The organism is Terrabacter sp. Soil810 (assembly GCF_001429645.1).
GTDB lineage: Bacteria > Actinomycetota > Actinomycetes > Actinomycetales > Dermatophilaceae > Terrabacter.
The window spans coordinates 585,345-606,475 of record NZ_LMSW01000001.1 but is presented as its reverse complement, the minus strand read 5'-3'; the positions used below and the strand labels follow the sequence as shown (position 1 = coordinate 606,475).

The 21,131-nt window shown below is 72.6% G+C and carries 21 protein-coding genes; 4 read left to right on the top strand and 17 right to left on the bottom strand.

Annotation, left to right across the window (positions count from 1 at the left end):
- Positions 1 to 122: 122 nt before the first annotated feature.
- Positions 123 to 1,460 carry a glutamate-1-semialdehyde 2,1-aminomutase gene (gene hemL / locus ASG96_RS02700; RefSeq protein ID WP_057586442.1) on the bottom strand — a complete coding sequence of 446 codons (1,338 nt, stop codon included), beginning with the start codon at positions 1,458 to 1,460 and terminating at the stop codon, positions 123 to 125.
- A 114-nt stretch (positions 1,461 to 1,574) separates the two neighbouring features.
- Between hemL and ASG96_RS02695 the strand changes: the two genes are divergently transcribed.
- Complete coding sequence (locus tag ASG96_RS02695) at positions 1,575 to 2,186, top strand: GNAT family N-acetyltransferase (RefSeq protein WP_057586440.1); 612 nt, start codon at positions 1,575 to 1,577, stop codon at positions 2,184 to 2,186.
- A 58-nt stretch (positions 2,187 to 2,244) separates the two neighbouring features.
- On the opposite strand, the gene ASG96_RS02690 is transcribed toward ASG96_RS02695, so the two are convergent.
- The 7 genes from ASG96_RS02690 to ASG96_RS02660 form a co-directional block, all read right to left on the bottom strand.
- Positions 2,245 to 2,730, bottom strand: a complete 486-nt coding sequence (locus ASG96_RS02690) for a MarR family winged helix-turn-helix transcriptional regulator (RefSeq protein ID WP_056759908.1) — start codon at positions 2,728 to 2,730, stop codon at positions 2,245 to 2,247.
- A gap of 35 nt (positions 2,731 to 2,765) precedes the next feature.
- Positions 2,766 to 3,731 (bottom strand): porphobilinogen synthase, encoded by a 966-nt coding sequence (hemB, locus tag ASG96_RS02685; protein WP_056759910.1) that lies wholly within the window; start codon positions 3,729 to 3,731, stop codon positions 2,766 to 2,768.
- Between the two features lie 13 nt (positions 3,732 to 3,744).
- Positions 3,745 to 5,394 carry a bifunctional uroporphyrinogen-III C-methyltransferase/uroporphyrinogen-III synthase gene (locus ASG96_RS02680; RefSeq protein WP_057586438.1) on the bottom strand — a complete coding sequence of 550 codons (1,650 nt, stop codon included), beginning with the start codon at positions 5,392 to 5,394 and terminating at the stop codon, positions 3,745 to 3,747.
- The gene (gene hemC, locus ASG96_RS02675; protein ID WP_057586436.1) at positions 5,391 to 6,359 is read right to left on the bottom strand and encodes a hydroxymethylbilane synthase; all 969 of its coding nucleotides are present in this window, start codon (positions 6,357 to 6,359) and stop codon (positions 5,391 to 5,393) included. The genes ASG96_RS02680 and hemC overlap by 4 nt, the downstream gene beginning before the upstream one ends.
- Positions 6,356 to 7,738, bottom strand: a complete 1,383-nt coding sequence (gene hemA, locus ASG96_RS02670) for a glutamyl-tRNA reductase (protein WP_056759916.1) — start codon at positions 7,736 to 7,738, stop codon at positions 6,356 to 6,358. Before hemA ends, hemC begins: the two co-directional genes overlap by 4 nt.
- On the bottom strand, positions 7,735 to 8,418 hold the full coding sequence (locus ASG96_RS02665) for a redox-sensing transcriptional repressor Rex (protein WP_056759918.1): 684 nt from the start codon (positions 8,416 to 8,418) through the stop codon (positions 7,735 to 7,737). The genes hemA and ASG96_RS02665 overlap by 4 nt, the downstream gene beginning before the upstream one ends.
- 143 nt (positions 8,419 to 8,561) lie before the next feature.
- Positions 8,562 to 8,864, bottom strand: a complete 303-nt coding sequence (locus ASG96_RS02660; protein WP_082588867.1) for a glutaredoxin family protein — start codon at positions 8,862 to 8,864, stop codon at positions 8,562 to 8,564.
- Positions 8,865 to 9,029: 165 nt separating this feature from the next.
- Between ASG96_RS02660 and ASG96_RS02655 the strand changes: the two genes are divergently transcribed.
- On the top strand, positions 9,030 to 9,767 hold the full coding sequence (locus tag ASG96_RS02655) for an RNA polymerase sigma factor (RefSeq protein ID WP_056760292.1): 738 nt from the start codon (positions 9,030 to 9,032) through the stop codon (positions 9,765 to 9,767).
- A 347-nt stretch (positions 9,768 to 10,114) separates the two neighbouring features.
- The gene (locus tag ASG96_RS02650; protein WP_057586434.1) at positions 10,115 to 11,416 is read left to right on the top strand and encodes a DUF5667 domain-containing protein; all 1,302 of its coding nucleotides are present in this window, start codon (positions 10,115 to 10,117) and stop codon (positions 11,414 to 11,416) included.
- Positions 11,417 to 11,498: 82 nt separating this feature from the next.
- Here ASG96_RS02650 and ASG96_RS24520 read toward each other — a convergent pair whose 3' ends face one another.
- The 6 genes from ASG96_RS24520 to ASG96_RS02625 form a co-directional block, all read right to left on the bottom strand.
- On the bottom strand, positions 11,499 to 13,412 hold the full coding sequence (locus tag ASG96_RS24520; RefSeq protein ID WP_057586432.1) for a 1-acyl-sn-glycerol-3-phosphate acyltransferase: 1,914 nt from the start codon (positions 13,410 to 13,412) through the stop codon (positions 11,499 to 11,501).
- Positions 13,409 to 14,455 carry an NAD-dependent epimerase/dehydratase family protein gene (locus ASG96_RS02640; RefSeq protein WP_056759924.1) on the bottom strand — a complete coding sequence of 349 codons (1,047 nt, stop codon included), beginning with the start codon at positions 14,453 to 14,455 and terminating at the stop codon, positions 13,409 to 13,411. Before ASG96_RS02640 ends, ASG96_RS24520 begins: the two co-directional genes overlap by 4 nt.
- Before the next feature lie 270 nt (positions 14,456 to 14,725).
- A complete protein-coding gene (locus tag ASG96_RS22460) occupies positions 14,726 to 14,824 on the bottom strand; it encodes a 30S ribosomal protein bS22 (RefSeq protein WP_003792170.1) in 99 nt (32 codons plus the stop codon).
- Between the two features lie 227 nt (positions 14,825 to 15,051).
- Positions 15,052 to 15,252, bottom strand: coding sequence for a helix-turn-helix domain-containing protein (locus ASG96_RS02635; RefSeq protein ID WP_020145054.1), 201 nt, complete (start codon positions 15,250 to 15,252; stop codon positions 15,052 to 15,054).
- Between the two features lie 183 nt (positions 15,253 to 15,435).
- Positions 15,436 to 16,752, bottom strand: coding sequence for an aspartate--tRNA(Asn) ligase (aspS, locus tag ASG96_RS02630; RefSeq protein ID WP_057586430.1), 1,317 nt, complete (start codon positions 16,750 to 16,752; stop codon positions 15,436 to 15,438).
- 411 nt (positions 16,753 to 17,163) lie between these two features.
- Complete coding sequence (locus ASG96_RS02625; protein ID WP_057586428.1) at positions 17,164 to 18,360, bottom strand: acetoin utilization protein AcuC; 1,197 nt, start codon at positions 18,358 to 18,360, stop codon at positions 17,164 to 17,166.
- A gap of 50 nt (positions 18,361 to 18,410) precedes the next feature.
- On the opposite strand from ASG96_RS02625, the gene ASG96_RS02620 reads away from it, so the two are divergent.
- Positions 18,411 to 19,079: a TrkA family potassium uptake protein gene (locus ASG96_RS02620; protein ID WP_057586425.1), complete on the top strand. Its 669-nt coding sequence runs from the start codon at positions 18,411 to 18,413 to the stop codon at positions 19,077 to 19,079.
- Between the two features lie 96 nt (positions 19,080 to 19,175).
- On the opposite strand, the gene ASG96_RS02615 is transcribed toward ASG96_RS02620, so the two are convergent.
- From ASG96_RS02615 to proC, 3 genes are all read right to left on the bottom strand, one after another.
- A complete protein-coding gene (locus ASG96_RS02615) occupies positions 19,176 to 19,703 on the bottom strand; it encodes a GNAT family N-acetyltransferase (RefSeq protein WP_056759932.1) in 528 nt (175 codons plus the stop codon).
- 92 nt (positions 19,704 to 19,795) lie between these two features.
- The gene (locus tag ASG96_RS02610; RefSeq protein ID WP_056759934.1) at positions 19,796 to 20,308 is read right to left on the bottom strand and encodes an N-acetyltransferase; all 513 of its coding nucleotides are present in this window, start codon (positions 20,306 to 20,308) and stop codon (positions 19,796 to 19,798) included.
- Positions 20,309 to 20,323: 15 nt separating this feature from the next.
- Positions 20,324 to 21,130: a pyrroline-5-carboxylate reductase gene (gene proC / locus ASG96_RS02605; protein ID WP_056759936.1), complete on the bottom strand. Its 807-nt coding sequence runs from the start codon at positions 21,128 to 21,130 to the stop codon at positions 20,324 to 20,326.
- Position 21,131 lies beyond the last annotated feature (1 nt).

The window sequence follows — 21,131 nt, the reverse complement described above, 5'->3', positions numbered from 1 at the left end:
GGGGCCACAATGCCCCTGTCGTATGCCGTGTGGCCCGGTCCCGGACGCCCGTTCGACGTGGTCGCGGCGGCCGGTGCGCCCCGGATCACCTCGAACCGGCGCGCGCGAGCGCGGTGGTCTGCTCAGTCCGGGGTGGCGGCCGCGCGGGCGGCGGCGGGCAGGGCGGCGAGCACGTGGTCGACGGCCTCGTCGTCGTGGGAGGCCGAGACGAACCACGACTCGAAGGCGCTCGGCGGCAGGTGGACCCCCTGGCTCAGCATCGCGTGGAAGAACCGGCGGAAGGCGCCGGTGTCCTGGTCCTTGGCGTCGTCGTAGTTCGCGACGGCCCCGTCGCGGAAGAAGACCGAGAACATCGAGCCGGCCCACTGGATCGTGTGCGGCACCGAGACGGCAGAGAGCTCGGTCGCGACGGCGTCGGCGATCGCGTGCGAGACCACGTCGAGGCGCTCGTAGACGGCAGGCGTGCAGCCCTGGAGCGTGGCGAGCCCGGCCGCCGAGGCGACGGGGTTACCGGACAACGTGCCGGCCTGGTAGACCGGGCCCTGAGGTGCGAGGAGCGCCATGACGTCGGCACGACCACCGAAGGCCGCGGTCGGGAAGCCACCGCCCATCACCTTGCCGAAGGTGAAGAGGTCGGGCGCCCCTGCGGCATAAGGACCCTCGAGGCCGTAGAAGCCGGAGGCGCTGCACCGGAAGCCGGTCATGACCTCGTCGGAGACGAGCAGGGCACCGTGCGCCTTCGTGACGCGCAGCATCGCCTCGGTGAAGCCGGGGGCCGGCGGGACGACACCCATGTTGCCGGCCGCGGCCTCGGTGATGACCGCGGCGATCTCGTGCCCGCGCTCGGCGAAGGCGGCCTCGAGCGCCGGGACGTCGTTGTAGGGCAGGACGATCGTCTCGCCCGCGCTCGAACGCGGCACGCCGGCGGAGTCGGGCAGGGCGAAGGTCGCGACACCGGAGCCGGCCGAGGCCAGCAGGGCGTCGACGTGGCCGTGGTAGCAGCCGGCGAACTTCACGACGACGTCGCGACCCGTGAAGCCGCGCGCGAGCCGGATGGCCGACATCGTCGCCTCGGTGCCGGAGTTGACGAGGCGCACCTGCTCGACGGGCTCGACGCGCCGGACGATCTCCTCGGCGAGGAGCACCTCGTTCTCGCTCGGCGTGCCGAAGGAGAAGCCGCGTGCGGCGGCCTCGGTCACCGCCGCGAGCACGTCGGGGTGGGCGTGGCCGAGGATCATGGGGCCCCACGAGCAGATGAGGTCGACGTAGCGCTTGCCGTCGGCGTCCGTGAGCCACGGCCCGCTCCCGCTCGCCATGAAGCGCGGCGTGCCCCCCACGGCCCGGAAGGCACGCACCGGCGAGTTCACGCCGCCCGGGATGACCTCGCTGGCCCGGGCGAGGAGCGCGGCGGACGCCGGGGAGTCGATGGTGGTCTGGACGGTGACAGGCTGCGAGCTCATGCCCCCAGTCTCTCAACCGAGGCTGGGTGCTCGCGCCGCCGGGGCCGTGGTGGTCCTGGTGGCCGCGGCCACCAGGACCACCACGGGCGCCCCTCCGGCCCCACACTGGTCGTCATGAGCGCTGCGAACGTCGAGGTCTCCGTCGTGCCGGCCAACGAGGCCACGTGGGAGGAGCTCCAGTCGGTCCTCGGTACCCGGGGCCCCGCCTCGGGCTGCCAGTGCCAGCGGTTCAAGCTGGCACGGCGTGAGTCGTTCGGGTCCTTCCCCGTCGAGGAGCGCGCGCGGCGGTTGCGCGAGCAGACCTCCTGCGGCGACCCCGACGCCGAGTCCACCAGTGGTCTCGTCGCCCGGCTGGGCGGGGAGCCCGTCGGGTGGTGCGCCGTCGAGCCGCGACCGGCCTACGAAGGGCTCGTGCGCAACTCGAGCCGGGCGGCCTGGGTCGGGCGCGACGAGGACCGGTCCGACGGGTCCGTCTGGGCGGTCACGTGCGTCTTCACCCGCGCGGGCTTCCGGCGTCGCGGGATCAGTCGCGCCCTCGTGCTGGCGGCCGTGGACCACGCCCGCCGCGGTGGTGCGCACGCACTGGAGGGCTATCCGATGACGACGACGACGGGCGCCATCCTCCAGGAGCTGCACGTCGGCACGCTGTCGACCTTCCTCGACGCCGGCTTCAGCGAGGTGCTGCGTCCCAGCCTGCGGCGTGCCGTCGTGCGTATCACCTTCTGAGACAACCGGACCGTGGGGGTCCTGCGCCGGCGCGGATCCCGAGGACCGGGCCGGGTGCTCAGTGACCGCTCGTGCCGTTCGGGTCGAGGTGGTCGCGCACGATGGCCATGGCGTCGCCGATCGCGGTGAACTGCGTCGGGGTCATGATGTCGACCAGGTTGGCGCGCACGCTCTGCACGTGGACCCGGGCGATGTCGCGGACGGCGGCCAGCCCACCGGTGGTCAGGACGAGCTCGACCCCGCGCTTGTCGTCGGCACACTGCTCCCGGGTCACCCAGCCGCGGTCCTCGAGGCGCTTCGCCGTGTGCGTCAACCGGCTGCGCGACTGGACGACCATGGCCGCGAGCTCGGACATGCGCAGCCGGTGGTTCTGGCTCTCGGAGAGCATCGAGATGATCTCGTACTCGCTCAGCTGCAGCCCGGCGTCGCCGAGCGCGTCGTCGAGCGCACGCTCGAGCAGCCTCGTGCCGCGCAGGATGGCCCGCCACGACGCCTGTTCGGCGTCAGTGAGCCACTGCACGCCGTCATCCCCTGTACCTGACATGTCAACCTCCTGCGATGTCACAGATGGTAGTGGTGTCAGGCGGTCCATTCGGTCACGTCGAGCGCGAAGTACGTGAGCACGACCTGCGCACCGGCCCGGCGGATCGAGGTCAGAGACTCGATCGCGGCGGCCCGCAGGTCGATCCAGCCGTTGGCGGCGGCCGCGTGGATCATGGAGTACTCGCCCGACACCTGGTAGGCCGCGACCGGCACGGACGCCCGCTCGGCTGCGGCGGCGACGACGTCGAGGTATGACATCGCGGGCTTGACCATGACCATGTCGGCGCCCTCGGCGATGTCGAGGTCGATCTCGCGGAGCGACTCGACGATGTTGGCCGGGTCCTGCTGGTAGGTGCGGCGGTCGCCCTGCAGGCTCGACTGGACGGCCTCACGGAACGGTCCGAAGAACGCCGAGGAGTACTTGGCGGAATACGCGAGGATCACCGTGTCGGTGAGCCCCTCGGCGTCGAGCGCCTCGCGGATGACGGCGACCTGGCCGTCCATCATCCCGGAGGGCGCGACGACGTGGGCGCCCGCGCGGGCCTGCGCGACGGCCATCTCGGCGTAGAGGAGGTTGGTCGCGTCGTTGTCGACGCGGCCGTGCTCGTCGAGGACGCCGCAGTGCCCGTGGTCGGTGAACTCGTCGAGGCAGGTGTCGGCCATGACGACGAGGTCGTCGCCGACGGCCTCGCGCACGGTGCGCAGCGCGACGTTGAGGATGCCGTCGGGGTCGACGGCCCCCGAGCCCGTCGCGTCCTTCTCCTGCGGGACGCCGAAGAGCATGATCCCGCCGAGACCGGCCGCGACGCAGCGGTGGGCCACCTCGACGACCGTCTCGAGGGTGTGCTGGACGACGCCCGGCATGCTCGCGATGGGTCGCGGCTGCGTCAGGCCCTCGCCGACGAAGACCGGCAGCACGAGGTCACGCGGGTGCAGCCGGGTCTCGGCCACGAGTGAACGCAGGACGGGGTTCTGCCGCAGGCGACGGGGACGCTCGATCACCGGGTGCCTCGGCTCAGCGGGCGCGGCGGCGCGAGGCCGGACGCTTGTCGCTGGGACGCTGCACCGGCTGACCTGCCTCGGCCGCGGCCACGGCGAGACCGACGCCATGGCCGGCGAGGGCGTCGACGAGGCTCAGGGCCGAGGCCTCCGGCGCGAGGACGTCGACCCGGAGGCCGTGCTCCTGCGCCGTCTTGGCCGTCGCCGGTCCGATGCACGCGACGACCGTTGCGGCGTGGGGCTTTCCGGCGATGCCGACGAGGTTGCGCACCGTCGAGCTCGACGTGAAGAGCACGGCGTCGTAGTCGCCGCCCTTGATCGCGTCGCGGATCGACGCGGCCGGCGGGGCTGCGCGCACCGTGCGGTAGGCCGTGACGTCGTCGACCTCCCAGCCCATGTCGCGGAGGCCGGCGACGAGCGTCTCCGTCGCGATGTCGGCGCGCGGCAGCAGCACCCGGTTGATCGGGTCGAGGACCTCGTCGAACTCGGGCCACGACTCGAGCAGGCCGGCAGCCGACTGCTCGCCGGAGGGCACGAGGTCGGGGTTGATGCCCCACTCGCGCAGGGCGGCGGCGGTGACCCCGCCGACGGCGGCGACCTTGAGGCCCGCGAAGGCCCGGGCGTCGAGCCCGAACTCCTCGAAGCGCTCGCGCACGGCGCGCACGGCGTTGACCGACGTGAAGCCGATCCACTCGTAGCGTCCGGTGACCAGGCCCTTGACGGCCTTCTCCATCTGCTGCGGCGTGCGCGGCGGCTCGACCGAGATGGTCGGCACGACGTCGGCCGTCGCGCCGTAGCCGGCGAGGCGGTCGACCATCGAGCCGGCCTGGGCCTGCGTGCGCGGCACGAGCACCTTCCAGCCGAAGAGCGGCTTGGACTCGAACCACGAGAACTCGTCACGGAGGCCGACGTTGGGCGACACGACCGCGAGCGACACCTGGAGCGGCTCCTTGCCGCCGAAGACCGAGTCCGCGTCGCCGAGAGTCGTCGCGACGGACGACTGCCGGACGGTGGTGCCGTATGCCGTCAGCGCCACGAGGGCGTCCGCCGGACGTCCCGCAGCACGCAGCGCGGCGAGGGCGACACGGATGCCCTCGGTGCCGCCGAGGAGCACGAGCGTGTCGGTGTCGGCGGCGTAGGCGGACCAGTCGATGCCGGAGCGGTCGACCCCGACGACGTGGACGGCGCCGGTGGACTTCGACGTCAGCGGCACGCCGGCATACGTCGGCCCGGCGGTGAGCGCCGAGACACCGGGCACGACGTCGTAGGTGATGCCGGCCTTGCGGCAGGCACGCACCTCCTCGACGAGGCCGTTGAAGGTCGCGGGGTCGCCGTCCATGAGGCGCACGACGAGCCCACCGGGGGCCACCGACTTCGCGGCCTTGACGACGAGCTTGGCGCGCACTGCGTGGGTGAGCTCCTGGCCCTGCTCGCCGTGGCCGGCGTCGATGATCTCGACGTCGGGTCGGGCGTGCTGGAGCACGACGTCGTCTCGGGCGATGCGGTCGAGCACCACGATGTCGGCGGCGGCGAGCAGGTCGCGGCCGCGGAGCGTCATGAGGCCGGGGTCGCCCGGGCCCGAGCCGACGAAGGCGACACGCGCCGGCGTCGTGGCGTGGGTGGGGGTCGATTCCGTCTGCTCTGACGGCTGGCGGGAAGGAGTCACGAAACTTGCTCCGGTTGGTGTGGGGCGTGGTCTGGGACGGGTCCAGCTGACGTGGCGACCTGGAGGTCGGCGGCGCCGTCCTCCAGCAGGATCCGGGCGAGGCGCGAGCCGAGGGCCTGCGGTTGGTCGTAGGGCCCGACGAGAGAGCGGCGCAGCTCGACGGAGCCGTCCTCCGAGCCGGCGAACGCGCGGAGGGACAGCTCGAGGCCGTCCTCCCCCTCGACGACCTCGGCGAGCGCCCCGACGGGTGCGGTGCAGCCGGCCTCGAGGGTCGACAGCAGTGAGCGCTCGGCCTCGACGCAGGCGCGGGTGTCGGGGTCGTCGAGCACGGAGACGGCGGCCACGACGTCGTCGCGGTCGGACCGGCACTCGACGGCGAGGGCGCCCTGACCGGGCGCGGGAAGCACCTGGATCGGGTCGATGACCTCGGTGGCCTCGTCGAGGCGGCCGAGCCGGGCGAGGCCGGCGCGGGCGAGGACGACGGCGTCGAGGGCGCCCGAGGTGACGAACCCGATTCGGGTGTCGACGTTTCCGCGGATCGGACGGATCTCGATGCCGAGCCCGAGCGCGGCGATCTGGGCGGTGCGGCGCGGCGATCCGGTGCCGACGACCGAGCCTGCGGGCAGCTCGCCCAGCGTCAGGCGGTCGCGGGCCACGAGCACGTCGCGGCTGTCCTCGCGCACCGGCACCGCAGCCACGACGAGCCCGGGCTCAGGTGTCGTCGGGAGGTCCTTGAGCGAGTGGACGGCGACGTCGATGCGACCGTCGAGCAGGGCGCGCCGGATGGCGGCGGCGAAGACCCCGGTGCCGCCGATGGCGGTGAGCAGCTCACCGGAGACGTCGCCCTCGGTCGTGATCTCGACGAGCTCGACCTCGTGACCGGCCTCGCGGAGCCGGTCGGCCACCCACCCGGACTGGGTGGTGGCGAGGGCCGAGCGGCGCGTGCCGAGACGCAGGGCGGTCATGGCTGGGCCCGCTTCGGCGGCGTGGAGACGTTGGCGACGTCCTTGGGCTCGAGGTCGAAGAGCTCGCGCAGGGCCGCGGCGTAGTCGTCGCCGCTGCCCTCCATCGCGAACTCCTTGACCCGCATGGTCGGCGTGTGGAGCAGCTTCTCGACGATGCGGTGCACGGCGAGGCCGACCTCGGCGCGGGTCGTCTCGTCGAGCCCCGGCAGCCGCTGGTCGAGCCGGTCCATCTCCGTCGCGACGAGCGCGGCGGCGCGGGCCCGCAGGGCCGCGACGGTGGGCGCGACGGACTTCTCCATGCGCCGCGTCAGGTAGTCGGCGACCTCGCCGGTGACGAGCTCGCGCACGCGCACGACCTGGGTCGTGTCGGCGCGGCCCTCGAGCAGCAGCCCCAGCGACTGGAGGTCGACGAGCGACACCCCCGGCACGGCGTGCGGCCAGGAGACGACGGGCTCGACGTCGCGCGGGAGCGCGAGGTCGACGACGACCTGGGGCCGTCCGTCGCGGCGGGCCGAGCTGGCCGCGAGCATCTCGGCGGTGATGACGTGCCCGACGGCGCCGGTGCAGGTGATGACGAGGTCGCTCTCGGCGAGGACGTCCGACAGCTCCGTCCAGGGACGGGCCACCCCCGACGTCGCGGCCGCGAGGCGCTGTGCCCGTTCCGGCGTGCGGTTGACGATGGTGAGCGAGTCGACGCCCTGGCGGCGGGCGGTCGCGGCCGCCAGGCCGCTCATCCCGCCGGCGCCGACCACCGCGGCCGAGACGTCGTCGAGCGGGCCGAGGATCGCGGCGGCCTCCTCGAGCGCGATCTGCACGAGCGAGACGCTGTGCTGGTCGATGTCGGTCTCGGTGTGGGCGCGCTTGCCGACGCGCAGGGCGCCCTGGAAGAGCGCGTTGAGCGACTCCCCCACCTGGTCGCGCCCCTGGGCCCCGGCGAGCGAGTCACGCATCTGGCCGAGGATCTGCGCCTCGCCGACGGCCATCGAGTCGAGTCCGCAGGCGACGGTGAACGCGTGGGCCACGGCGGCGTCGTCGTAGCGGACGTAGAGGTGGTCGGCGAGCGCCTCGGCGCGGGCCGCGAGGGCGTCGGCCGGGTCGCCCGGCGGCAGCTCGGCGACGCGGCGCGCACCGTCGGGCTCCTCGATGCCCGCAGCGAGCGCGAGCGCCTCACCGATGGCCGCGACCGCGGGGTGGAAGGCCGGCACCGACGCGTAGACCTCGAGACGGTTGCACGTGGACAGCACGACCGCCTCGGTGGCCGTGGCCGAGCTGAGCACGGAGGCCGCGATGGCCTCGGCGCGGTCGGGGCGCTCGGACAGTGCTTCGAGCACCGCCAGCGGGGCGGTGTGGTGGGACAGGCCGATGACGAGGAGGCTCACGGAGCGGCCACCGCCGATCGGAGGTCGCCCGCCGCGAGGGACTTGCGCTGGGCGTGGAAGGCGAGGATCTGCAGCTCCGTCGAGAGGTCGACACGGCGCACGTCCACGCCGCTCGGCACGGAGAGCACGGCCGGTGCGAAGTTGAGGATCGAGCTGATGCCCGCGCCGACGAGGGCGTCGCAGACCGCCTGGGCGGCGGGCGCCGGCGTCGCGATGACCCCGATGGCGATCGGGTCGACGGCGTGGTGCTCGGTGAGCTCGGCGAGCGGACGGATCGCCACTCCGACGATCCTCTCGTCGGCGAGGGCGGGGTCGTCGTCGTAGAGGCCGACGATGCGGAAGCCCTTGGTGACGAAGCCGGAGTAGGAGGCGAGCGCGTGCCCGAGGTTGCCCATCCCGACGATGGCGACGGGCCAGTCCTCGGTCAGCCCGAGGGCGCGGGAGATCTCGAGGGCGAGCGTCTCGACGTCGTAGCCGACGCCGCGCACCCCGTAGGAACCGAGGTGGCTGAGGTCCTTGCGCAGCTGCGCGGAGCGCACCCCGACCTCGGCCGCGAGCTCTTCCGACGAGACCGACAGGACGCCGTCCTCAGCGAGGCGCGAGAGCGTCCGGAGGTACTCGGGAAGCCGCGCGACGGTCGCGTCGGGGATCTCTCGACGCAGTGCTGGGTCGGCGGACACTCTTGCTCACCGGCTCCTCTCGAACGAGGCGTTCTCCCACACGTGGAGCACGTGGGGACCCGATCAGGCTAGACGTTTGTGAACCCATGCACAAAGTTGACTTCGACGGCCTACCACGGCATGGGATGCACCCGTGAGGCAGGTCACCGGAGTGCGGCACGCAGGCGCGCCTCGTCGACCCGCCAGAAGTCGTGGCGCCTCCCGTCGACGAACGTCACCGGGATCTGCTCGGCGTAGCGCCGCAGCAGCTCGGGGTCGTCGTCGACGGACTGCTCCTGCCAGCCCACCCCGAGCTCGCCCGTCACCCGCTCGACGACGGCCCGGGCCTCGTCGCACAGGTGGCAGCCGGCCCGGCCGAGCAGGACGACGCGCGGCGGGACCGACGCGGCGGGGTCGTCGTGACCGCCGGGAGCGTCGGTGGGCTGCTCGCTCGTCATGAGAACCACTGTAGGCACGCTCACGGAGCCACACGTCGGGTGCGCCACAAAACGTCGTCGGGGTCCCATGCCGGGGCGCATTCCGACAGACTGTCCGCAATGCGCGCGAACAGGACGTCGGCCCGCCGGCCCCCACCTGTCCCCGCACCGGGAAGGGCCTCGGCGCGGGTGTCGATGACGCCTGCCCGCCCGGCCGCCGCGGGCACGCTCCCAGCGCTCCTCGGGCCCACGGCATACGCCTTGCCGACCTGGCGCTCCGCGCTCGACGCGCTCTGGGCCGCCCTCGCCGACGAGGGAACGGACCGGGGCGCCCTGACCCGCTCCGGGCCCGGGCCGCGGCGCCACCCGGAGCGTGACGCCGACGAGCAGGCCCGCATCGCCGCGCTGGTCGAGCTCGCCCAGCGCGGTGACAAGGAGGCGTTCGCCCAGCTCTACGACGTCTACGTCGACACCGTCTTCCGCTACGTCCTCGTCCGGGTCGCCAACCGCGCGCTCGCCGAGGACCTCACGTCCGAGACCTTCCTGCGGGCGATGCGCCGCATCGACTCCTTCACGTGGCAGGGCAAGGACATCGCGGCGTGGTTCGTCACCATCGCGCGCAACCTCATCGCCGACCACGTGAAGTCGGCGAAGTTCCGCTTCGAGGTCGCGACCGCCGACATGCGCGACGCCGACGAGCGCGTCGACGCACCCGACACCGAGGTGCTCACGCGGCTGCGCGACGAGCGGCTCGTGTCGGCGATCAAGCAGCTCGGCTCCGACCAGGCCGAGTGCATCACCCTGCGCTTCCTCCAGGGCCTCAGCCTCGCCGACACGGCCAGGGTGCTCGACAAGTCCGAGGGTGCCGTCAAGCAGCTCCAGCTGCGGGCGACGCGGGCCCTGCGCAAGGCGCTCGACGGAGTCGAGCTGTGAGGCGCGTAACCCGACCGGCAGCGGTGTCGTTCTCATGGCGTAGGGACGGTGCGTGTGGGCCCGGACCGACGATCGGCGCGCCGACCGGTGCGACCGTGGACCGCGTGAACGCAGGTGGCGGGGTGGCAGCGACGACGGTGCTGCGGCCCCTGGCGAACGACCCGCACCACCCACCCCTCGCAGACCGTGGCGTATGCCGTGTCGCCGGCCCCCCGGGGCCGCCGGGTCGGGCGTGGGGTTCCTCCACCCCCTGACGGGTCGGCCGGCACGACGGGCGCGACCAGCACGACAGACCAGACCACAGGCCAGACGACGGACCCACGGACTCGAGAGACGAAGGAGGAGACATGGACCTCGGTGCGAACGCCGACGGCGAGCTCCTCCAGCGTGCCCTCGACGGCGAGCAGGTGTCAGAGCCCGGCATCCTCGAGCTCGTCGCCGTGCTGCACGCCGTCCAGTCGGTCGACCAGGCCGGCCTGGCGCCGCGGGCCGAGTTCGTGTCCGACCTGCGCGCCCGGCTGCTCGCCGACGACGCGACCGCCGTCGTGCCCGCCGTGCCGCTCGTGCCCCTCGACGGCGAGGCCGGCGGCCCCACGGACCCGACGCCGTCGGCCGACGAACGAGCCACGGAGGGTGACGGCCGCGACGCGGGCGGCACGGTGTCGGTGCTGCGCGTCGCGGCCAGGCCCCTGAAGTTCATCGCCGCCGCGGCCGCCAGCATCCTCGTCATCGGCGGTGCCCTGGGCTTCGCGTCCCGCTCGGCCGTCCCCGGCGACGCGCTCTACGGCGTCAAGCAGCTGCTCGACCGGGCCGCGGTCCAGCTGGCCGGCTCGCGGTACGACGAGGGCCTGACCTACCTCGACCAGGCGCAGGAGCACATCGCCGACGCCCGCGACCTCATCGACCGTGGCGCCCCCTCGACGCACGACCTCGACACCGCGTACGACGCCGCCACGGACGCCACGGGGCGGGCCCAGACGATCCTCATGGAGGTCTACCGCACGGAGCAGCGCGCCGATGCGCTGACCGAGCTGGCCGACTTCTACACCCGGGCCATTCCTCAGGTCGACGCGATGCGGCCTCGGGTGCCGGCCGGCTCCCTCGCGTCGTGGCAGCGCCTGCGCGACCTGCTCGGTGCGGGCCAGGTGGCGACGCTCAAGGAGCTGGCCGCCTGCGGCGTGTGCGGTGACCGGTCCGCCCAGGCGCGGCAGATCCTGGCCCGACTGCCCGGCGCGGTCCGGCCCAGCAGCCCGGTGAGCGGCACGTCCGCCCCGGGCAGCACGCCGGCCGGGCCCGGCGCCACGACCGGCCGGCCGGCGGGTTCGGCTCCGCGCCCACCGGTGGTCTCGGCGACGCTCCCCGGCGGTCTGCCGGCACCGGGCGTCACCGTCACGGGTGGCGTCACCCTTCCCGGCGGCACGATCAACCTGCCCGGCGTCAGGGCCACGAGCTCCTCGGTGGGCGTCGGCGGCGGCGGGGTCACGCTGCCCGGCGCCACGGTCAGCCTGCCGGGCGTGGGGATCACGTCCTCGACGATCGGCGTCGGCGGCGGTGGCGTCACGGTGCCCGGCGCGACCGTCCCCCTGCCGTCGGTGACCCTCGGTGTCCCCACGGTGCCGTTGCCGCTGCCGACGAAGATCCTGCCCTGACGCGGCCGGCCGAGGCGACCGGCCCAGGCGACCCGTCGCAGCACGCGGCGGCGGTGCCGCCACGACCCGGGGCCGGCGTCGGTCAGAGGAAGACGGACTTGCGCTGCATGAGCAGGCTGTAGAGCGTCTGCTGGATCGTCTCGCGCACCTGGTCGGTGAGGTCGAAGACGAGCATGGGGTCGTCGGCGGCGTCGGGACCGAAGCTCGTCGTCTCGATCGGCGGCCCGAACTCGATGAGCCACTTGCTCGGCAGCGGCACCAGGCCGAGCGGGCCGAGCAGCGGGAACGTCGGCGTGATCGGGGCGTAGGGCAGCCCCAGCAGCCGCGCGACCGCCGGCATGTTGCCGAGGATGGGGTAGATCTCCTCGGCCCCGACGATCGAGACCGGCACGATCGGCACGCCGGCACGCAGGGCCGCCGACACGAAGCCGCCGCGGCCGAAGCGTTGCAGCTTGTACCGCTCGCTGAACGGCTTGCCGACGCCCTTGAAGCCCTCTGGCCAGACCCCGACGAGGGCGCCGCCGCTGAGCAGCCGCTCGGCGTCGGAGTTGGCCGCGAGGGTCGTGCCGGAGCGGCGGGCCATGGTGCCGATGAACGGCATCTGGAAGACGAGGTCGGCGCCGAGCATCCGCAGGTGCCGGTTGCGCGGGTGCTCGTCGTAGACGGCCACCTGCGTCATGAGCGAGTCCATCGCGATGGTGCCGGAGTGGTTGCCCACGACGAGGGCTCCCCCGACGTCGGGGATGTTCTCGATGCCGCGCACCTCGACCCGGAACCACTTCTGGTAGAGCGGGCGCAGCAGCGGGAGGTGGACGTTGATCGTGTAGTCCTCGTCGAAGCCGAACTCGTCGACGACGTAGTCGCCCGTGAGCCGGCGCCGCAGGTAGGCGAGCGTCTCGGCGACCTGGCGCTCGACCTCCTCGGCGGGCATCCCGGCCGAGGTGGCGGCGGCCCGCAACACGTTGACGGCGAGCTCGACGAGCTCGGCGGGGCCGGGGCGGGACTCCGACGAGAACTCGGCACCCTCGAGCACCGCGCCGACGAGCTTCTCGGCCCGGGACTGCAGCCCTGAGGTCAGCGCGTGCTCCCGGGCACCGCCCTCGACAGCTGCCGTGTGCCGGGTGTCCGGCTCCGCCTCGAACGGCTCGTCGCGTGGGGGTGCCTCCTCGACGGGCGGGACGGCGCGCAGCCGCGCCGGCTCACCGGCCGCCGCATGACGCGGTGAACGCATCGAGGCCCGGCTCGGCCGGGTGCGCGGCGGCGTCGGCTCGGCGGGCAGGGTATCGGCGGGGTCGCCGCCGTCGGAGACGTCGACCGGCTCGTCGTGTGGGACCGGTGCGACGAGCTCGGCGGTTTCGACGCGTTCGACGGGTTCGGTGCCTGCCCGCGCGGTGTCGTCGTGCCCCGCGGCGCCGGCCCTCGTCGTCGTCGGGCGCGCCTCGGGCTCGGTCGGGCCCTCGGTCACGGCCGCCTCGATGACGTCGTCGGCGGCGGAGTCGGGGTTCGCGCCGGTCGCGAGGCGTCGGGCGGCGCTGACCTCGACCGGCGCCGTGGGGATGAGGGGGGTGCCGCTGCGTCGCCGGCGCTCACCCGAGGCCCGCGCCGCGCCCTTGGCGAAGGCACCGCGGGACGGGCGCACGGACGTCGAGGTGGCCTTGACGGGAGTCGCGACCGCGGCATCGGCAGCGGACGTCGACGCGGTCATCGTGGCGGTCGTGGTCGTGCCGGAGCCCGGCTCGGCCTTCTTCGGCGCGGCCGTCTTCGCTGAAGCCTTCTTCGCTGAGGCCTTCTTCGCTGAGGCCTGCTGCGCTGAGGCCTGCTTCGTGCCGGGCTTCGCACCGGCCGCGGCCGACGCCTTCTTCGGGGACCCCTTCGCGGCAGCGGACGCCTTCGTCGCCTTCTTCTTCTTCGGGGACGATGTCCCGGGCGTCTGGGCCGGCGCCCGCCCGGACGTCGCCTGTGTGGTGTCGGCGGCCTTGCTCGGGTCGGCGGTCACGGCTGGATCCTGTCGAAGACGCGGGAGAGGGCTGCGGCGGTGCCACCGGCGGCGTCGCTGACGACCTCACCGACGCCCTCGACGCCGGGCACGGCGGGACGCAGGTGACGTGCGTAGTCCTCGTAGGCCTCGCGCGTGGTGAAGTGCGGTTCGAACTTCAGGACGGAGCGCATCCGCGTGGTGTCGAGCCCGCGGCCGAAGGCGAGGAAGGTCAGCTGGTCGGACGAGAAGTCGGCGAAGCCGCTGCGCTTGACGATGTTGCCGATGAGGCCGGCGGCCGAGAGCGGGACCGGGACGACCGGCCGACGGGCGATCGCGGTGCACTGGGTCACCGTCAGGAAGCCGTCGCCCGCGACGTTGACGATCCCGGCGGGCGGACCCGTGGTCGCGAGGATCATGGCCGCCGTCGCGTCGTCCTCGTGGATGAACTGGAACCGCGCGTCGTAGCCGAGCGGGATGGGCACGAGGGGCAGCGAGAAGTAGTCGGTGATGGCCGTGTGGATGCTCGGTCCCACGACGTTGGCCAGGCGCAGCATCGTGATCTCGACGTCGGGACGGCGCCGCGAGAAGCCGCGGACATAGCCCTCCACCTCGACGGAGTCCTTGCCGAAGCCGGTGCGCGGCAGCGTCTTGGGGTTCATGTCCTCGCTGAACATCGCGGGGTCGCGGGGCGAGGAGCCGTAGACGGCTGCGGAGGACTTCACGACGAGCCGCGAGACCGACTCGGACTTCTGGCACGCGGCGAGCAGCTGCATCGTGCCGATGACGTTGATCTCCTTCTGCGTCACGCGGCCGCCCGTGTCCTTCGGCGTCGCGATGACGTTCATGTGCACGACCGTGTCGACCTCGGCCTGCGCCATGATGCGCCCGATCATCGGGTTGCGGATGTCCGCGCGGACGAACTCGGCCCGACCGATGGAGTGCTTGGGCGGCACGACGTCGACGCCGAGGATGCGCTCGATCGAGGGGTCGGTCGAGAGCCGGCGGGCGTAGAGACCACCGAGGTAGCGGGACACCCCCGTGACCAGGACGACCTTGGCCATCGGCTCCTCCTGTCGTCGGTCGGTTGGGACGCGTCTTGCGCGGGCGCTGCCCGGGTGGGCCCGAGCCTGCGCGCACTGCGGAGGAGTTCTCGCTCCCCCGCTTTCGAAGCCTACCGAGAGCCTGCTGCATCCGTGCCCGGGCGCGGTGGCAGATGGCCCGATGTGTCGAGACTCTCGGCGGATTCCGGGGCCGGGAACGCGAACGACCCCCACCGATGGTGAGGGTCGAGAGCGTGCGGTGCGATGCCGCCGGTACCTGAGCTGGTCAGGTCACTTCTTGTTGCGACGCTGGTGACGCGTCTTGCGCAGCAGCTTGCGGTGCTTCTTCTTCGCCATCCGCTTGCGGCGCTTCTTGATGACAGAACCCATGTTTGTCCTTGTCGTGAGACTTGTCCTTGAACTGAGCTGGTGCCGACCTGCGTCGACACCCCTCGAGGAAGGGTAGGTCGAACTTCACGAGCCGAACAGGCTCACAGGGTAGCGCGTGCGGGGTCACTACCCCAAAAGCACACCAGTGCCCACCGGCGTGAACGCCGAGGGGGCGGCCGGACCGGGTGGTCGCGGCCGCCCCCTCGGGTGCGTGGTGACGCGTGCTGTCACGCGGTGTCGATGTAGGACGTCTGGAGGTACTTGTGCACCGCATCCTCCGGAACCCGGAAGGAGCGGCCGACGCGTACGGCCGGAAGATCTCCGCCGTGGACGAGCCGGTAGACGGTCATCTTCGACACGCGCATGATCGAGGCGACCTCGGCGACGGTCAGAAACCGCACCTCGGCGAGCTGGCGCTCATTCGACATGTGTTACCCCGATCTTCGGTGGGTTGCACCCGCGCGTCGACGGCTTCCCCTCCGGCGAAACAGCACGCAGGTGCAAGAAGCAACATTAGGGGCAGATGTGACTGGAGGGGAAGCGAACAGCAGAACGAATCGCTCGCGCGCAACTCGACACGCCGGTGGGACCGTTGTGGATCTCCCGGCTCGTCACGGCTCCAGACGGTGCAGGTCACGCGGGAAGAGCGTCACCTCGCGGATGTTCTCGGCGCCCGTCAGGCGCCCGACCCACCTTTCCAGACCGATGGCGAACCCGCCGTGCGGAGGCATGCCGTGGGCGAAGGCGTCGAGGTAGCCGGCGAGGACCGAGGGGTCGGTGCCGGTGCGCTCGAGGGCCGCGGCGTAGTCCGACGGCCGGTGCAGGCGCTGCCCGCCGGTCGTCAGCTCGAGGCCCCGGAAGAGCAGGTCGAAGCTGTTGCTCCACCGCTCGTCGCCCGGCTGCGGATGCGTGTAGAAGGGCCGCTTGCCCATCGGGTAGCCCTCCACCGCAAGGAAGTCCGAGCCGTACGCCGCCATGGCCCACTCGCTGAGCGCTCGCTCGTGGGCCGGGCTGAGGTCCGGCTCGTCGGGGTCGGCGCCGACCTTGGCCAGGGCGTCGCTGAAGTGGATGACCGGGAACTCCTCGGGCACCTGCGGCAGCTCGACGCCGAGGAGTGCAGCGGCGTCGGGGGCATGCTCGCGGATGCCCTCGACCATTCCGGCGACGGCCTCGCGCAGGACGGCCAGCACGTCGCGGTGGTCGCGGATGAAGCCGAGCTCGGCGTCGAGCGAGGTGTACTGCGCGAGGTGACGCACGGTGTCGTGCGGCTCGGCACGGAAGACCGGCCCCACCTCGAAGACGCGCTCGAAGACCCCGACGAGCATCTGCTTGTAGAGCTGCGGGCTCTGCGCGAGGTAGGCGGTGCGCCCGAAGTAGTCGACGGTGAAGACGTTGGCGCCCGACTCGGTGGCGGTGCCGACGAGCTTGGGCGTCGCGATCTCGGTGAACTCGCGAGTGCTGAGAGCCGTTCGGAAGCCTCGCATCGACGCGCTCGCCAGCTGCCAGGCCGCCCGGTGGCGCGGGTGGCGCAAGGTCACCGCCGCATGGTCGAGATGCGTCGGCAGTCCCGCTCCGAAGGTCGGGCGCCACAGCTCGGTCGGTGGCGCGAGGGCCGGCTCGGTGAGCGCGGTGACCACGGGCTCGACGAGCTCGGCACCACCGGGAGCCGACTCGTTGGCCGACACGGAGCCGGTCACCTCGACGACGGTCTCCTCGGGCAGCCCGGCCAGCTGCTCGACGGTCTCGCGGTCCTTGACGACGACCTGGGCCAGGCCGGAGCGGTCGCGCAGCACGAGGAACGTGACGCTCGCGAGGACGCGTCGTCGATGGATCCAGCCGGCGAGCGTGGCCCGCTCGCCGGGTCGCACGGCTGTGAGGTCACGCGCGAGTACGCGCGGAGCACGGGTCGTGGGTCGGGTTGGTTGCATTCCGTTCACCTCCAGAGGGTTGGTGCCCCGGAGGTGTGGGCGATGGGGAATGTCGCTGTGCCACCACACCTTCGCCGCCGCGGATCGCGGACGGCCTCTGGTCGTGCTCGGCTCAGGATCGTCAGGCCCGTCGTCGCCGTGTCCAGCAAGGATACGTGCGATCGCGGCGGGCGTGCGACCGGGATTCGGCGGACCCTATCAGGATCGCCGCGGCGCCGACGTTGCCTGGACGCAGCGCAGCGAGCGAGGAACGCGCCGCAGCGAAGCGAGGCGCCGACGACAACAGACGGCCGCGGCGTCGGCGTTGCCTGGACGCAGCGTAGCGAGCGAGGAACGAGCGAGCGGAACGGAGGAAGGCGACGGCTGACGTACGCCGCGGCACGCGCCGCAGCGAAGCGAGGCGCAGAGAACTCAGTCGAAGTGGACGTCGAGGCCGTGCAGCGGGAAGACGGCCGTGCGCGTGGCCATGACCGCGCGGTCGACCTCGCTCGCGGGGTCGTACCCCATCTCCCACGAGCGCCACCACAGCGGCCCGTCCTCGGCGGTCAGGTCGCCCATGCGTCGCGGAGCGGGTCGGCCGAAGACCTGCTCGACGTGGGCGCGCCAGTCCTCAGGGATCGGGGCGGTCGTCTGGATCGGGGCGTGGGCCGCGATGGCGGTCAGGTGGGTCCACGTCCGGGGCACGACGCCGATGACCTCGTAGCCACCGCCGCCGAGGGCGACCCAGCGGCCCTCGCACACCTCGTGCGACAGGCGGTGGAGAGCGTCGGCCGCGGCCCGCTGGGCGTCGACCGTCACGGCGAAGTGTGCGAGCGGGTCCTCGGCGTGGGTGTCGCACCCGTGCTGGGTCACGAGCACGTCGGGCTTGAAGGCGCGGACCAGCGGCATGACGACGGCGTGCAGGGCGCGCAGCCAGCCGGCGTCGCCGATCCCGGGCGGCAGGGCGACGTTCACCGCGGTGCCCTCGGCGTCGGGGCCGCCGATGTCGCTGGGCCAGCCCGTGCCGGGGAAGAGCGCCCGCCCGGTCTCGTGGACCGAGATCGTCAGCACCCGCGGGTCGTCCCAGAAGATGCGCTCGACGCCGTCGCCGTGGTGCACGTCGACGTCGACGTAGGCCACGCGCTCGGCGCCGTGGTCGAGCAGCCACTGGATGCCCACGGCGATGTCGTTGTAGACGCAGAAGCCGCTCGCCTTGCCCGGCATCGCGTGGTGGAGGCCGCCGGTGAAGTTCACGGCGTGCTCGGCCTCGCCCTCCCAGACGGCGCGGCAGCTGTCGACGGTGCCCGACACGACCCGGGCGCTGGCATCGTGCATGTCCACGAACGCCGGGTCGTCGTCGGTGCCCAGGCCGTAGGCGTCGTCCGCGACGGACGGGTCGACCGACGCGGCCTTGACGGCGGCGACGTAGTCGTCGTCGTGGACGGTGGCGAGCAGCGCGTCGGAGGCCACCTCGGCCCCGACCACCTCCACGCCGTCGACGTCGAAGACCCCGAGCGCGTCGCAGAGTCGGGCGGTGAGGTCGAGACGTGCGGGTGCCATCGGGTGCGTAGGACCGAAGTCGTACCTCGTGAAGGAGGAGTCCCAGACGACCCGGGCCTGAGTTGGCATGATTGAGACGCTATCGCGGAAACGCGCCACGGACGACGGAGGTAACACCCATGGGCCGCAACCGGCTCTTCGACGACGACGTGATCGTCATCGGGCTGGGGCGCTTCGGCTCGGCCGTCGCTCTCGAGCTCACCAAGCTGGGCCACCGGGTCATCGCCGTCGAGCGCGACAACGCCATCGCCGAGAGCTACGTCAACATGGTGGCCAAGGTCGTCCACGCTGACATGGCGCAGTCCACGGCGCTCGACATGATCCGCGCCGCGCAGCCGCGGATCGCGATCGTCGGCATCGGGTCGTCGGTCGAGTCCTCGGTGCTCGCGGCGGCCAACCTCGTCGATGCCGGAGTGCCGTCCATCTGGGCCAAGGCCCTGTCGCCCGAGCACAAGCGCATCCTCGACCGCATCGGGGTGCACCACGTGATCTCCCCCGAGGCCGACTCGGGCCGCCGCGTCGCCCACCTCGTCAACGGCAAGATGCTCGACTACATCGAGTTCGACGACGGCTTCGCCATCGTGAAGCTGAAACCGCCGAGCGAGACGATCGGCTTCACGCTGGAGCAGAGCCAGATCCGCCGCAAGTACGGCGTCACCGTCGTCGGCGTCAAGGCGCTCGGCGACGACTTCACGTATGCCGTGCCCCAGACGAAGATCTCGGCGCACCACATGCTCATCGTCAGCGGCCCCGTCGAGCTCATCGAACGGTTCGCCGCTCGCCCCTGAGCGCTCACCTGCCCTGTGGCACAGGCGAACCCACCGTCCCCGAGCGCAGGGGGTGGGTTCGTGCCGTCCAGCGGAGGCGCAGCGCCTCGGCCCGGGTCAGAGGCGCAGCTGCGGCCCGTTGTCGACGCCGAGCGGCAGGACCATGGCGATCTCCTCCTCGCCGTCCTCCTCGCTGACGACGCCCATCGGTCGGCGGTAGTCGGTCGGGCGGAAGCCCATGCCGCTCGCGAAGGCGACGGCACGGCCGTTCTCGGTGCCGACCCAGTAGACGAGGTGGGAGTGGCCGCGCTCGGCGGCGAGCGAGGCTCCGTCCTTGACGAGGTGCGTCGCGACACCGGAACCGCGGGCCTCGGGGCGCACCCACAGCCCGAAGAGCTCGCCGGCCGAGCCGTCGCTCTCCTTGGCGGTGCCGACGCTGACCACGCCGACGGCGAGGCCGTCGCGCTCGGCGACCAGCCGCGCGGAGCGCTGCATGCGTTCACGCCAGAAGTCCTCGTCGTAGGACTCTTCGTCGTCGACCGAAGCCACGAACGCCTCGGGCGATTCACGCAGTGCGGCGAGGCGGACGGACCGGTAGTCCTCCCAGTCGTCCTCGCCGAGGGGACGCACGGTGATGTCGCTCATGGGTCCACCTTCGCACGACAGGCAGCCGGATCGCACCCGCGGGCCGGTGAACGTTCGGGTGCACGCCGGGACCGACTGCCCGACAGTGCGACTCAGAGCCGGTGGACCATCTCGATCTCGCGCAGGTCCGGCCGCCGCGGGTGGTCGTGGACCGCGCCGGAGCGCACGAACCCGCACCGCGCGTACAACGTCTCCGCGGCCGTGTTGGAGCTCGTCACCTCCAGGACGACCTCGGACTTGCCGAGGCGTCGCGCGTGCTCGAGGACGGCCCGGACGAGGGCCTCGCCGACACCACGGCCGCGCGCCTGCGGTGCGACGTACATGCCGAACAACGTTGCGGTCGTGGCCCGCTCGGGCTCCCAGTGGGAGCCGAGGCCGGCGCTGCCGAGCACTCCCGAGGCGTCCCGGGCCTGCACGAGCCACGCGCCCTCGATGCGCTCGCGCCAGTCGGCCTCGTCGTAGGCGGCCTCGTCGGCGTAGGTGAACCAGAACGCGTCGGGGGCGTCCTGGAGCATCGCGAGACGGACGTCGCGGTGCGACTCCCAGTCGTCGGGCGAGACGGGGTGCAGGTGCAGGCGCTGGTCGTGGGGCTGGGGCTCGGCCATCACCCCACGATGCCCTCAGACCTGGCCGGACGCCAGCTGTTTGGAGCGTGCCGCCGCGGCCTCGATGGCCGTGACGAACGCGGCCCGGACTTTGTGATCGTCGAGCTGGCGCAGGGCGGCGACGGTCGTGCCACCGGGCGAGCTGACCTGCTCGCGCAGCACGGTCGGGTGCTCCCGGGTCTCCTTGAGCATCGTCGCCGCACCGTAGAGCGTCTGGACGACGAGCTCCGTAGCCGTGGCCCGCGGTAGGCCCAGCACGACGCCGGCCTCGATCATGGCCTCGACGACGTAGAAGATGTAGGCCGGCCCGCTACCGGAGATGGCGGTGACGGCGTCGAGGTGCTTCTCGGCGAGCCGGACGACCCGGCCGCACGAGCTGAGCAGCGCCTCGGCCTCGGCGAGGTGGTCGTCGGTGCAGTGGCTGCCGGGCGAGATGCCCGCCATGCCCTGGTCGACGAGCGCCGGCGTGTTGGGCATGACGCGGATGACCGACGTGCCGTCGGGCAGCCGCGACTCGAGGAACTCGGTCGTGATGCCGGCGGCCAGCGAGATGACGGCGTTGCCGGGGACCACGTGGTCGTGGATCTCGTCGAGCAGCGCCGCCATGTCCTGCGGCTTGACGCAGAGCACGAGCGTGTCGGCGACGTCGGCCGCCTCGGCGTTGGCCAGCACGCGCACGCCGTAGCGCTCGGCGAGCGCGTTGACCTTGTCGGGGGTGCGTCCGGTGACGACGAGGTCGCCCGGCGTGCGGCCCGACCGGATGAGGCCGGAGACGAGGGTCTCGCCCATGACTCCCGCACCGAAGATGGCCGTCGTCGTCATC